This is a genomic window from Psychrobacter sp. JCM 18903 (assembly GCF_000586475.1).
In the GTDB taxonomy this organism is placed as follows: domain Bacteria; phylum Pseudomonadota; class Gammaproteobacteria; order Pseudomonadales; family Moraxellaceae; genus Psychrobacter.
This window is the reverse complement of record NZ_BAWJ01000016.1, coordinates 44,208-58,107: the sequence shown is the minus strand read 5'-3', so window position 1 is coordinate 58,107 and position 13,900 is coordinate 44,208. Positions and strand designations below refer to the sequence as shown.

Here is a 13,900-nt window from a genome sequence, read left to right as displayed (position 1 = left end):
TAATAGGTGATGAACTATATATGACAGCATCAAGTATTCGTCAAATAAAGCAGCACATTCAGCAATTGACGAATGAGACTGCAAATAGCAAGCTACCGTCATTTTGGCTAACAGATTGGCTGTTGTATGTCGTTGATAAGCCTGCGATAGCGCTAATCACAGATGAAGGTTACCAGCTAACAGACAGCGAGCTTTCGGAGTTCAATGCAGGTGTAACCAAGATGCAGCAAGGAATGCCACTTGCGTATTTGACTGGTCAGCAAGAGTTCTGGTCGTTAAAATTTAGGGTCAATGAGCATACGTTGATTCCGCGACCTGATACTGAGATACTGATTGAGCAAGTATTAACTTGGATAAAATCTCAGCCAAACAGTGTCAGCAGCCCAAAACGGTTACTGGATTTAGGGACAGGTTCAGGCTGTATTGCGATTAGTCTCGCTCACGAGTTAAATACGCAGCGTTCAGACAGTAAGGCAGAAAGCTGGCAAGTCGTTGCGGTGGATATGTCGCCAGCAGCGCTCAAGATTGCTCAGCACAATGCAGCTATCAATGATGTTGCTGATATTGAGTTTATACAAAGCAGTTGGTATGACGAGCTGCCCAGTCATGGCGAGCTATTATTTGATGTGATTGTGTCTAACCCTCCTTATATCGATGAGGAAGATGAGCATTTGGCACGCCTTGTAGCCGAACCTATTAGTGCCTTAAGTGCCCCCAATCATGGGCTTGCCGATATAGAGCATATCGTAGGACAGGCACCGAAATACTTGCGTGTCGGTGGGCTACTGGCTATCGAACATGGTTTTGACCAAGGTGATGCCGTTCGCAAGTTGTTTGTAGACAGTGACTTTGAATCTGTGCGTACAGTACAAGATTATGGTGGTAATGATCGTGTTACGCTGGGTCAAATTAAGTCATCAGATTTTTGTTAGTAGACTTCTTTAATAATAGGTTATTGGTAATAAATATGGCGCACACATCAGATGAAGGGCAGTTGTTGGATGAAGAGTTGCTGCGTTATGCAAGGCAGATATTATTAGATGGTTGGGATATTGACGCTCAACTACGCTTAAAATCAGCTCGTGTGGTCATGATAGGGGCAGGCGGGCTTGGTTGTCCTGCTTCTGAGACGCTGGTGCGTGCAGGACTTGGGCACATTCATCTGATAGATGATGACGTCATTGAAGCCAGCAACTTGCAGCGCCAAACGTTGTTTTTACCTGAGGATATCGGTAAACCTAAGGCGCTAACAGCGGCGCACATGTTAGAGCGTATTAATCCTTTAATTACCGCGAGCGGTACAGTTGCAAGATTGAGTGAAGACAATGCTTATGAATTGCTCGATATGGCGACAGGCAAGCCTGATTTGCTTTTAGACTGCACCGACAATTTTGCTACGCGTGATGTCATCAATCGTATTAGCGTGCACTATAAAATCCCGCTATTATCTGCCTCAGCGATTGCGATGCAAGGTCAGTTGGCGCTGTTTGAGCCGCAACTAAACACTGGTTGTTATCACTGCGTGTTTGGTTCGGTAGTACTTGATGCAGCGGCTGATGAGCGTACGTGTGCCAACTCAGGTGTGCTAGCGAGTACCACTGCTATCATGGGTAATTTGCAAGCGAATGCTGCCCTGCAGTATTTGGGATTAACCAAAAATCCACTGACAAATAAGCTATTAATATGGGATGGTAGCCAGATGCAGCAACGGCTGATGGCTATCGCCAAGATGCCGCGTGTCCTGTCTGTAGTAGTCACTAGTTATTGTTTATTAGTGGCTGTGTAACTTGTCATTACTTGTAATCACCTATTCTCAAAACCCTTTCTTATGACCATAGTTGTTTTTTATGAAAATTCATCGTCCGCATTTATTAAAGCATACCTTCAATGTCATGAACCGTGTTCGCCAAACAGCCAGCGTGGCAGGTTTATCTGCGCTGAGAGTGGCAAAAGGTGAAAAGCCTGATGCCACATTATTAAAAGAAACGTTTGAGCAGTTGGGCACGACTTATATCAAGATTGGTCAGTTTATCGCCAGTACGCCGTCACTGTTTCCACGCGAATATGTGAAAGCTTTTCAGAGCTGTTTGGATCAAACCACGCCACTGTCCTATGCTTATATCGAGCAGGTATTGAAAGAAGAGTTAGCGGTTGATGGTATGACGCTCGCTGATAAGTTCGCCCATATCGACTCAAAGCCACTAGCGTCAGCCTCTATTGCTCAAGTGCATGCGGCACGGTTGCATAATGGCGATGAAGTCGTATTAAAGGTGCAAAAGCCTGACGTCGAGACCATTATGCAAACGGATTTGGGCGTATTGCATGGGGTGACTAAGTTACTTGAGATTCTGATGCCTTCGATGAAGTTTGCCAGTATTGCACCGATTATCGATGAGATTCGCCTGCGCATGCTTGCCGAGACGGACTTTATCGCTGAGGCACAAAACATCCGCGATTTTCAGCAGTTCTTAGCCATATCAGGTAATACACGCGTGGTAGCACCCAAAGTATATGAAGAGCTGACGACCAAGCGTGTACTAACCATGAGCCGCTTGTACGGCGTATCTATGGTAGATGAGTCGCTCATGCGTCAGTATTGTGCTGATCCTGCGCAAGTCATGGCGGATACCTTGAATACGTGGTTTGCCAGTCTCATGCTGTGCAACAGTTTCCATGCTGACTTGCATGCGGGCAATTTGATGCTATTAACTGATGGTCGTATTGGCTTCTTGGATTTTGGTATTGTCGGTAAACTAAAAGCTGAAAGCTGGCGTGCGTGCATGGGTATGATGCAAGCCATGCAGGACAGTGACTATCAAGCGATGGCGCGCCATATGATTGATATGGAAATGACCCATGGTGGCAATAAAGTCGATGTAGTGGCATTGGGTAATGATTTGCAGCGTATGATGAAGACTATTATGGCGGAGGACAAATCCTTTACCAGTGGTGTGCCTTTTAATAGTAAAGAACAAGCCGATGAGCTAAATAAGATGATGCTTGAGATTGTAGAAGTCGGTAAGCGCCATGGCATACATTTCCCACGTGACTTTGCTTTATTGACCAAGCAGATGCTATATTTTGATCGCTTTATGCGTACGCTGGCACCTGATATGGATATGTTTAGTGATCAACGCGTACAAATGCTAGGACACACAGAAACAGATGTGACCATGCCGCCAACAGTAAACGTATCGTAGTTTTCGCTTGTATGTTTGATTATTAATCTGCCGCTGCTCTTGAATGCTCTAACACAAAGGATTGTGTGCTAATTGCCGCAAAAATGGCTCTGTCATGATGACTGCTCTCAAAAGCCGTGCTTTTCCTCATATTACTAATGAAGCTGCCATTGCCTGTATCGGTATGTACTGCATGGCAGTCGTCATGGGCTATGGACGCTTCCTCTTTACTGCCACCTTGCCCGATATTATGGTGCAACTGTCGATTTCAACGACGATAGCAGGCTGGCTTGCCTCTATCAATTACATCGGTTATTTTATCGGTGCCCTCATCGCCATGTTTGTGCCTCAGCGCTCGACGTGGCAAGCGCTGACACTGTGGGCAATGATAAGTGTCGTCACAACGATGCTACTTGTCGTACCTGATATGTCATTAACTCTATGGTATCTCATTCGTCTAATCGCAGGTATTGCAAGCGGGGTAGCGATGATTTTAAGCTCATCGTTTGTTATTCAAAGCTTAAGTCCTGAACGCCGCTCTGTACTGTCGGCAGTACACTATGCAGGTATTGGCGTCGGTATCAGTGCCTCTGCCATACTGACGTGGTGGTTGTTAATATTAGGCTATCATTTTGATGTCATTTGGTTGGTAGCAGGCTTTACAAGTTTACCTCTGGTATGGCTACTCTATGTCGTAAAACCAAGACAAGCACAGGGTTCCGTCTCGCTGCAGACTGATCCTAAACAGCACGTGTCAGTGCATCAAACCTATTTGAGCTTTAAGCGTGCTTTGTATGAGGCCATTGCTGGTCATCGTAAGGCTATTGCTTTGCTGTCAGCGAGCTATGTACTGGCAGGCTTTGGTTATATTACCTCTGCGACTTTTTTGCCAGTCATGGCAGCACAGCGCCTCACGACGCAGACGTATGCTGGATTGCTCATTTGGCTAGTCGTTGGTGTGTTTGCGATGTTATCAAATCCACTGTGGGGCGCACTTGCCAAGCGAATGGGTGAAATCAAAACGTTAATAGGCTTAACGATATTACAAGCATTTGGGATGTGCCTGCCATATGGTTCGACGGCGCTATTGGTTTGTACGGCAATGCTGCTATTTTAGGTTTGACCTTTGTGGGTATGGTATCGATGACGCTCACTTTGATTAAAAATATCAATCCTGCTTACTCAAATTTGCTGATAGGATTGGCAACTTTGGCTTATGCATTGGGTCAGTTTTTGGGACCATTGGTGACGGTAGCATTGGCAGGGCAGGACGACAATTTCAATGCAGGGTTACTCGTTGCCGCCGCTGGATTGATGATTGGATTGGTGCTGTTACTATTGTTTCGTCGACAGCCACCGACTACCATTTAAACCACACTACGATTAAATATTTCTCGCAACTCAAAACTGGTATGCACTTGAGCGACACCTTCGATACGATTGAGCCTATGTAATAAAAACTCCTCATAATGTGCCATATCGCGTACCCTTACCTTGATAAGGTAGTCTTCCGTACGACCCGTGACAATGCTACAGCTAATGACTTCATCAAAGCTCTGAATCTTACGCTCAAATTGCTCAAAGCGTTCAGCCGTATGGCGGTCCATACTAATCGCGATAAAGACGGCGAGCGGGTAGCCAAGTTTTTGCGCATCCGTTTTGGTGTGATAACCTATGATAATACCAGCATCTTCTAAGCGTTTAATACGGCGTGCACAAGGCGTGGCTGACAGGTTGACGCGTTCGGCAAGCTCGGTGATACTCATACGTGCCTGAGTTTGCAATACGCGCAAGAGCTGTCGATCGATCTCATCAATATCGGCTAAATGTGGACTATCAAGATGACTGTTCGGCATGATCTGTTGCTTTGTTAGTGGATTCATCTAATTATACTAAGTAAATTGTATTTTTTCACTAAAATAGCGCGATATATTATAGAAGAAAGCTGATTTCTATTGCATAAACTCTGATATTATTATGGTATAAACATTGGTTATCTCGTATGATAAACATTGATCTAATCACCAGCCGTCCAGCTAAAACATAAATTCCCATATCATCTAAGGATTGATTATGTCTGACCAAGCCAAACGCACTGTAGCCTCAACGACTGCAAAGATTACACCCAAAAATGCTGCTTTTGATTATAAAAAGTATCGTCCATTTGCTTTTGCGCCATCGCTGTCAGATCGTACTTGGCCGAGCAAAACGATTGAAAAGTCACCAATTTGGGCAAGTGTGGATCTGCGTGATGGCAACCAAGCACTGATTGATCCGATGACAATCGAACAAAAAATGCGTTTTTTTAAAACGTTGGTTGAGGTTGGTTTTAAAGAGATTGAAATTGGCTTTCCATCAGCGGCGCAGGTTGAATTTGATTTTGCTCGTAAACTTATCGAAGAAAATCACGTCCCAGACGATGTGACTTTGCAGGTATTGGTGCAGGCTCGTGAGCATTTGATCGCCCGTACGTTTGAGTCATTGAAAGGCGTGAAGCGTGCGATTGTCCATGTTTATAATTCAACGTGCCGTGTACAACGTGAAAAGGTCTACGGTAAAGACAAAGCTGAAATTAAAGAAATTGCCATCACTGGTGCCAAGCTATTACAGCAGTATGCGGCACAGTATCCTGAGACGGAATGGGTGTTCCAATATTCACCTGAGAGCTTTAGTCAAACAGAAACTGAATATGCTGTAGAAGTCTGTGATGCGGTCTGTGATGTGTGGCAACCACAACAAGGGCAGGAAGTGATTTTAAACTTGCCAGCGACGGTTGAAGCGTCTATGCCCAATGTTTTTGCCGACCAAGTCGAGTATTTCTGCCGTCATCTTGCCCAGCGTGAGCATGTCGTTATTAGCTTGCATACACATAATGACCGTGGCTGTGCGGTTGCAGCAGCAGAGCTTGGGGTATTAGCGGGCGCCGATCGTATCGAAGGTACGCTATTGGGTAACGGTGAGCGCACGGGTAATATGGATATCATGGTCATGGCGATGAACTTGTTTAGTCAAGGTATCGATCCAGAGCTTGATTTTAGTAACATGAGCGAAATTGTACAAGTGGTCAGCGAATGTAACAATTTGCCCTTACATCCGCGTCATCCATACGTCGGCGAATTGGTCTTTACCGCCTTTAGCGGCTCACATCAGGATGCCATCAAAAAATCTCTCGATTATAACGAAAAGCATCAAAACGAGACGGATAACGTTTGGGATGTGGCTTACTTGCCAATTGATCCGGCGCATATCGGTCGCAGCTATCAAGATGTGGTACGTATCAATAGCCAGTCTGGTAAAGGCGGTGTGGCTTATATCTTGCAGCGCAACTATGGCTTTAATTTGCCGCGCTGGATGCAAATTGACTTCAGCGGCGTGGTACAGAAGCAAGCTGAATCAGCTGCTCGTGAATTGCAGAATGATGAAATCTTACAAACTTTTGAAGACACGTATCTACAGCAAGGCAGTTTTGAGTTGTTAGATTATACGGTCAATAATAAAGGCGGTGAAGTCTACTTTACTGGTCAAGTACAAATGAATGGGGACATTATTAATATTGATGGCACTGGTAATGGTCCATTATCATCGTTTATTGACGGACTTGCCCAGCACACTGGTAAATCTATCCATGTCATCAACTACGCTGAGCATGCCATCAATCCGCAGCACAATAGCGGTGATGGCATCGATGATGATACCAATAATGACAACAAAACCAATGCCAATGCCGCTGCTTACATTCAGTTGAATGTTGATGGTGAAGTTTATTCTGGCATTGGCACTTGTAGCAGTACTGTATCAGCGATGCTTAAAGGCGCTTTATCAGCGTTTGCTCAAGCGGTTAATACTGCCACTGCTTAATGTTTTTATGATCGTTTTAATAACTTGTCGCTATAACGCTGTCGCTTCTTGTCTTTGGCAAGTAAAGCGATGGCGTTATTTTTTGCATGAAAAAAGACAGTCTATATGCAGAAAGTAGATATTTATGACTATCGCCTATCTTGCAGTTGGCTAAAGCATCACGACTGATAGCATAATGTTACTTGTGTTTTTGATGTCTAAGACTTACGCTAATGTACATAACTCATATTATTATATTATTATAAACAAAAGGTTAATTATGGAACCTATCTCACTTGCTTCATTTTCATTGGCTGCTATTTTGGCGTCATTGCCAGTGAATGGCGAAGTGGTCACTAAACCGACTATTACCACTCATATCAGCCCAGCTATCGCAGGACAATGGGAAATCGACTTAGACAGTAGTATCACGATGACCAAAGAAGCCAAAGCCAGACAAGCTGTAGCAAAAGAGCTGAAACAGACAAAAAGTGATGAGCCAAAAGTGACTGCTGACACAGAAGGCGGTGTACTTGTGCAAAGTGAAAAGCGCGTCCTTAATATTAAGCCAAATACTAACAACCAGTTAAAGGTCTCTGCCAAAAAAGCAAATCAGTGCCGCGAGCTATATAATTTTGCGGCCGATAATGAGATGTGGGCAGTGAGTGGCAAAGAGTGGACATATGGTCGTTACCTAATCACGCACCGCGAAGAAGGGCTGCCCATTATTGCGCTAAAAACAGTCTATGACAACAATGAAGTAGATTGTTCAGGTAACCAAATCGACCAAACTGACGAAGCGTTGATTGCGTTTTTAAACCACGATGGCAACCAAATGCAGTGGTGTGCGGATCCTGATGGTAATGAATGCTTTATGAATTTTAATAGAGTGTTGCCATAGCACTTTATCGTTAATCATAAGACTTAAAACCATTTTTTTCTACAATAGAAACATAAAAAACCGCTATCTAAATAGGTAGCGGTTTTTTTGTGTTTAACAATAAATCAAAGCAGGTTATACATCCGCCTTCTTTTTATTGCCAGTTAGAAGCTCTCTTTCAAGGTAATGAATATTTTGTGCTTCGTGAATAAAATTGTCATCTGCCAAAATGACATCACGATGCAGCGGGATATTGGTTTTAATACCCTCAATCACCAATTCATCGAGTGCATGCAGCGTTTTAGAGACGGCTTGCTGGCGCGTTTGACCATGGCAAATAAGCTTGCCAATCAATGAGTCATAATAGCTTGGAATCTCATAGCCCGGGTAGAGATGCGAGTCAAAGCGTACACCAGCACCACTGGGGGCAAATAACTGAGTGACTGTACCAGGACAAGGCATAAAGGTGGCTGGATCTTCAGCATTGATACGACATTCAATGGCATGACCTTGAATCTCAATCTCGCTTTGACGATAAGACAAACCGTAGCCTGCTGCGATTTTTAGCTGCTCGACGACCACGTCGATGCCAGTAATCATCTCAGTTACCGGATGCTCAACTTGCACACGAGTATTCATCTCAATAAAAAAGTATTCATTATTTTCAAATAAAAACTCAAAAGTACCGGCACCGCGATATTTCACCAACTCACATGCTTTGACGCAAGCGTCCAAGATAGGCTGACGTACATCGTCAGGGATATCAGGCGCAGGGGCTTCCTCTAATACTTTTTGGTGACGACGTTGCAATGAACAATCTCGATCGTATAAGTGAATGGCATTACCGTTACCATCGCCAAGCACTTGTATCTCTACGTGGCGCGGATTTTGTAGGTAGCGTTCCATATACACGGTATCATCACCAAACCACAGCTCAGCTTCTTGCTTAGCAGCCTGTACTTGCCCAATGACTTCTTCGAAGCGCTCAACCACACGCATACCGCGACCGCCGCCGCCAGAAGCGGCTTTAATCAATAACGGAAAGCCGATATGGCGTGCTTGCTCTTCAGCATTATGCAACGTTACCGCGCCCACTGAACCAGGGACGGTCGGTACGCCAGCTTTTTTCATCGCATTAATGGCAGAGACTTTATTGCCCATTAATCGAATATGATCAGCATTAGGACCAACGAAAGTGAGACCTGCTTCTTCGACGCGTTCAGCGAATTCAGCATTTTCAGCCAAAAAACCATAACCCGGATGGATAGCGTCGGCACCAGTGATTTCAGCTGCGGTTAAAATAGTATTGATATCAAGATAGCTTTGATTGGCATTGGGTTTGCCAATACAGATTGCCTCATCAACAAAGCGCAGGTGCATCAAGTTTGCATCAGCTGTGGAGTAGATACCGACGGTCTCTATGCCAAGGGCTTTGCAGGCTCGAACGATACGTAGGGCAATCTCACCTCTATTGGCGATGAGCAGTTTTTTTATCATGGGGTCATCCTTGTCGAAGCGGCGGTCATTGATAGAGTCGTTATTTTAGGCACCATTAAATCGAGCTACGATAAAGATAAAATAACTCAAGCTAAAATGCCAAATGATAACGAAATCTCTATCATAATGAGGTAAAGGTTGGTAAATAGTGTCGTTAAGCTCTATAGCGTATGACGGGTTGACCAAACTGTACCACTTCGGAGTTATCGACTAAGATTTCGTCAACGACACCACTTTGCGTTGCCTCAAGAGGATTCATAATTTTCATGGCTTCGATGATGCCAATGTGTCACCAGCTTGCACCTTTTGTCCGACCTTTACGAATGGCGGATCATTAGGGCTAGGGGCTGAGTAATAAACACCAACCATCGGCGATGTCTCAACGCTACCCGCTTTTACCGCTGGCTTTGCTTCAGCAGTGATAGGGGTAATGCCAGCAGCAGGTGCGGCCATCATGGTCGGTGCAGGCGCATCATAGTGACGAGTTAAGCTGATGTGCTCATCATCTGAGCTGATTTCTAAATTAACCAGTTCACTTTCTTCCATGAGGGCGATTAGGGTGCGTATTTTTTCAATATCCATAGTTTTAATTTTGCCTTCTACTAATTTCAAGAAATAGTGTAACTAAATATTGTGTAGGTAATTGCTAATGATACCTATATTCATGGCAATGAGCAATCGATGTACAGTTGTTAACTGAGTTTTTTTACATATTATGACGTAAGCATTTCTTACGAGTAAGAAATGCTTAATGATTTATCATAGTCTATGTGACCATGTAGCGCTAGTCATGGTTAGTAGATACTGCATTTACATCAGTATCGCTGATGCATTAACCCCACATCGTCGTCAGACGCTTTTGTTGGTAGCGCAGGCGTAGGGTGAGTAGAATAGACGATAAGAATAAACCCGTGATTAATGCCATCCAAAACCCTTGTGCGCCTATATCGGTGAAGCGCACCAAATAAACACCGAGTGGTAATGCCACCAGCCAGTAACAAAACAACGTGACCCACATTGGGATCGTGGTGTCTTGCATGCCGCGCAATATACCAGCGACGTTGACTTGCCAGCCATCGAACAGCTGATAACCAAGGGCAAAAATAAGTAAATGCATAGATTGCGTGATAACGGCTGGGTTATCAGAGAATGCGGCTGCCAATTGTGGCCTAAATAGCCAAATACCAAGCATACACGTGAGAGCAATCAATACTGTCCAGATAAGACCAGTGGCTTGCACTTGACGTAACGCCATGAGGTTTTTTTCGCCAAAACGATTGGATACCATGATTGTCAGTGCCATAGCGACCGATATCGGAATCATAAACAGCTGGGAAGTCACTGCTAATGCCACTGATGCGATGCGGTTGCTAGCTCACCTAATGGACTGATAACAAGAGCGCCCAAGCTGAACAAACTGGCTTCAAAAAAGATAGAGATACCAATCGGAATACCAAGTTTAAGGAGCTTTTTAATCTGTTCACGATTAGGACTGGCAAAGGCATAAAAGAAGCGCGTGCTGGCAAACTGCTGTCGCTTAGTGAAGCTGGTATAAGCCGCCAGTAATAAAACATTTATCCATAACACAATAGCCGTTGCGACCCCGCAGCCTGCGCCGCCCATTTCGGGCATGCCAAACAGACCGTGGATAAATATATAGTTAAGGGGAATATCGGCAAGTAGCCCGATAATACTAATCACTGTCACCGGCTCAGGTCGCCCAAGTGCTTCGCAATAACTGCGTAGTACCGCATAGACAGCCAGTGCGGGAAAACCAAACGACACGCCATGCAAATACTGCGTTGCTATCGGTTGGATGTTTTCAGGCACACCCATGACCCCAAGTACATTGGGTGCTAAATTAACGATGATAAAGCCCATAATACCAATGACACTGGCGTCCATAAAGACTGCTGCGTGATATGTGGCACTTGATGGTGCTTATTTTGACCGATCGCCTCACCAATAAGAGGGGTGGTGGCGATTAAAATACCAGTGGCTAATAAAAACAGCGGCAGCCAAATACCAGAGCCAACGGCGACGGCAGCCAAATCAAGCGCGGAGACTTGACCTGCATGATAGCATCGACCACACCAAGTGCTGCTTGGCAAAACTGAGTAATTAAAATAGGAAGCGCGAGCACGCCTAAGCGTAAGCTGTAGCTTTTAAAATCTCTAAAAGATAATGGGAAAACCATAGTGAGCAACTTTTTATTCTTTGCGGTAATTATGATAGATGAGCAAATATTGCCATCAACAAAACAATAGCGAGACAGTCATACCCTGACCAAAAACTTGAGCGGAAAAGCAAATGAGAATGAGGACATGCTCTAAGCAAGTTTAACCAAGCCAATCTAGTTTTTTGGCTGGATGTAAAAGGGGGAGTCGTGCCGACGATAATACTCCGATAAATAATATGAGCAAGCCTATATAGACAGAGTATGCAAAAAAAAGTCAGGCACAAAAATAAAAATAACCCGTCAATCCAAGCAGTGGATTGACAGGTCATAAATAAATAGAATGGTAAAGAAGCCACGCTATGATGTCAACGCTTTAAAAGCGTTGTATCGATCTTAAAAACTGACTGTGAAAGGTAATCGATTCAATAGAGCGTGCACTGGACGATAACCGTTCTAATTTATAGGCACATCAGCAGGCATTTATAGCGACTCAGGCAAATCTTGCACCACTGCTTGATAGCCAATCAAGGTATTATTGGCATCAAATGCTTGCACGACAATCACGTAATTGGTGAACATGACTGGAATAACAGGAGCAAACTGCGTTTCAAGATTACTTAATATCACGTTCTGCACATAGCCGTTGGCACCAGACTCGGCTTTATTGACATCAATTTGGCTGACCAGTAAATGCTTGGTATTGGCAGGATTTTGCCAAGTGACGGTCTTTTGACTGCCATTACCGATGACATCAAGAGTCATTTTGCCCAGACTATAATCAAGTGGGTACGTCTTAAAATTAGAGCGATCGCTGATGGTGTAGGTGACGTTGCAATTTTTTTCGCTACTGGTTAGTTTTTTACCGCCGATGCCATCCTGATACTCAAAGCTACCTCTCCAAGGTGATCCTGCTTCTTTTTCCTCAAAGCTCCCCGCAAAGGTGGTTAATAAGTTCGGTGTTTCTACGCCCAAATCATTGATATACTTAATGTCTAAAAACGCTAACGTATCGAGACTGCCTGTTATTTTACCCGCGATATAGTTGTCAACCTTAATGGCTGAGTTGATGCCAGAGTGTTATTTTCTTGGCAGGCTTGCTGCTGATAACTAACGCTACCATCTACGCTGCCAGCGCCATCTTTGCTGATGTCAAAGTAAACGGCACCGATATCGATATCGTCGCTGTCACCATCGTCAATCTCAATAAAGTGTCCGACATATAAACCGCCGCGACCGCCTTCTGGGGTTATTTTATCCAAGAAATTATCGAGCGATTCTTCTGGTAAAAATACCGACTCCAGAATCTCGGCCATGGATTTTTCATCATCGCTCAGCTTATCTTCGACTTCTTTATACTTCTCTTTGACCTTGTCTTCCACACGATCATATTCATTGTTCACCTGATCTTCTATTCGGTCATATTCCTCTTTGACCTTGTCCCCGTCACTGCCACAGGCGCTAAGGGTAAGACTGAACATGCTGACAGTTAATACAGATAATAGCAGTTTGGGTGCGCTCATAAGCGGGTCCTGATAATGGGGATAAAGGTGTGATAAAGAAAATCGAGAAATGAATTGTTGAGCATAAATGGCAAATATAGCAAATTTTTTGCAGACAGCGCATCAATAAGTGTTCGTTGATAACACTAAAAACCTTACTCAATCGTTACTATCTAACCACTGGTTGCTCAGATAGTAGATTAAGTGTTTCTGCATATCCATAATGGCGTACCAGTGTTTGGCGTCTAGTGGAATCACGGTAAGTTGCTCACAGCCTTTTCTCATTAATAGTGAATCCTCAAGTGCGGGTAAAAATTTAAGGGCTGATAGTGGTAGAATATCAATAAATACTTGCTCAAAAGTGACGTCTACCATATACCAGCGTGGCTCATCTTCGGTGGCAATAGGATCGTAATGACGGTGCTCAGGATGGAACTGGCAAGGGTCAGGGTAGCCTGCTTTGCTTACCGTCATGATGCCAGCGACGCCAGACGGCTTAGCGCTAGAGTGATAAAAGAATACCTTGTCGCCGACCTGCATCTCGTCACGCATGAAGTTACGAGCACGGTAATTGCGCACACCATCCAACTGTCGGTCTCTAGGCGTTGCAAATCATCAATACCAAAAAACTGGGGGTTGGATTTCATCAACCAATAAGCCATATCTTTATCCTATTTATCATTATCAGCCATTCATTATTTGCAATATCACTGTATGCAATGTCATTTAATACAATATCATTTAATACAATGTCACTTTATGCCATCATTCTTCACTATTTTGCCTATAAAAGTACAGGGTTAACATGAATGTTTGTGATTGGTTTTGT

10 protein-coding genes and 4 pseudogenes are annotated in these 13,900 nt (G+C 44.1%); 6 read left to right on the top strand and 8 right to left on the bottom strand.

The features are described 5' to 3' along the window. Nucleotides 1-20: 20 nt before the first annotated feature. The 4 genes and pseudogenes from prmC (at nucleotide 21) to TT12_RS11520 (ending at nucleotide 4,550) form a co-directional block, all read left to right on the top strand. On the top strand, nucleotides 21-932 hold the full coding sequence (gene prmC / locus TT12_RS11535) for a peptide chain release factor N(5)-glutamine methyltransferase (protein WP_045454994.1): 912 nt from the start codon (nucleotides 21-23) through the stop codon (nucleotides 930-932). A gap of 35 nt (nucleotides 933-967) precedes the next feature. Further along, nucleotides 968-1,761: pseudogene (locus TT12_RS11530) on the top strand (HesA/MoeB/ThiF family protein). 86 nt (nucleotides 1,762-1,847) lie between these two features. Continuing rightward, nucleotides 1,848-3,200, top strand: a complete 1,353-nt coding sequence (locus TT12_RS11525) for an ABC1 kinase family protein (protein ID WP_045454990.1) — start codon at nucleotides 1,848-1,850, stop codon at nucleotides 3,198-3,200. Nucleotides 3,201-3,294: 94 nt separating this feature from the next. After that, nucleotides 3,295-4,550 (top strand): annotated as a pseudogene (locus tag TT12_RS11520) (YbfB/YjiJ family MFS transporter). Here the strand turns inward: TT12_RS11520 and TT12_RS11515 are convergent. Then, on the bottom strand, nucleotides 4,547-5,035 hold the full coding sequence (locus TT12_RS11515) for an Lrp/AsnC family transcriptional regulator (RefSeq protein WP_045454986.1): 489 nt from the start codon (nucleotides 5,033-5,035) through the stop codon (nucleotides 4,547-4,549). The pseudogene TT12_RS11520 and the gene TT12_RS11515 overlap by 4 nt on opposite strands. Nucleotides 5,036-5,252: 217 nt before the next feature. Between TT12_RS11515 and leuA the strand changes: the two genes are divergently transcribed. Both leuA and TT12_RS11505 read left to right on the top strand, forming a co-directional pair. Continuing rightward, nucleotides 5,253-7,037, top strand: a complete 1,785-nt coding sequence (gene leuA / locus TT12_RS11510) for a 2-isopropylmalate synthase (RefSeq protein WP_045454984.1) — start codon at nucleotides 5,253-5,255, stop codon at nucleotides 7,035-7,037. A 259-nt stretch (nucleotides 7,038-7,296) separates the two neighbouring features. Continuing rightward, nucleotides 7,297-7,917, top strand: a complete 621-nt coding sequence (locus TT12_RS11505) for a hypothetical protein (protein WP_045454982.1) — start codon at nucleotides 7,297-7,299, stop codon at nucleotides 7,915-7,917. A gap of 114 nt (nucleotides 7,918-8,031) precedes the next feature. Here the strand turns inward: TT12_RS11505 and accC are convergent, their stop codons facing one another. The 7 genes and pseudogenes from accC to TT12_RS11475 form a co-directional block, all read right to left on the bottom strand. Continuing rightward, nucleotides 8,032-9,393 carry an acetyl-CoA carboxylase biotin carboxylase subunit gene (gene accC, locus TT12_RS11500; RefSeq protein ID WP_045454980.1) on the bottom strand — a complete coding sequence of 454 codons (1,362 nt, stop codon included), beginning with the start codon at nucleotides 9,391-9,393 and terminating at the stop codon, nucleotides 8,032-8,034. Between the two features lie 154 nt (nucleotides 9,394-9,547). After that, nucleotides 9,548-9,975: pseudogene (gene accB / locus TT12_RS11495) on the bottom strand (acetyl-CoA carboxylase biotin carboxyl carrier protein). Between the two features lie 250 nt (nucleotides 9,976-10,225). Further along, entirely contained in the window at nucleotides 10,226-10,735 is a 510-nt protein-coding gene (locus tag TT12_RS17580) for an MATE family efflux transporter (RefSeq protein ID WP_243443636.1), read from the bottom strand. A 2-nt stretch (nucleotides 10,736-10,737) separates the two neighbouring features. Next, nucleotides 10,738-11,444: pseudogene (locus tag TT12_RS17575) on the bottom strand (MATE family efflux transporter). Between the two features lie 608 nt (nucleotides 11,445-12,052). After that, entirely contained in the window at nucleotides 12,053-12,544 is a 492-nt protein-coding gene (locus TT12_RS11485; protein WP_045454977.1) for a hypothetical protein, read from the bottom strand. Between the two features lie 50 nt (nucleotides 12,545-12,594). Next, nucleotides 12,595-13,092 carry a hypothetical protein gene (locus TT12_RS11480; protein WP_045454973.1) on the bottom strand — a complete coding sequence of 166 codons (498 nt, stop codon included), beginning with the start codon at nucleotides 13,090-13,092 and terminating at the stop codon, nucleotides 12,595-12,597. A 138-nt stretch (nucleotides 13,093-13,230) separates the two neighbouring features. After that, nucleotides 13,231-13,650, bottom strand: coding sequence for an EVE domain-containing protein (locus TT12_RS11475; RefSeq protein ID WP_308417268.1), 420 nt, complete (start codon nucleotides 13,648-13,650; stop codon nucleotides 13,231-13,233). Nucleotides 13,651-13,900: the final 250 nt, after the last annotated feature.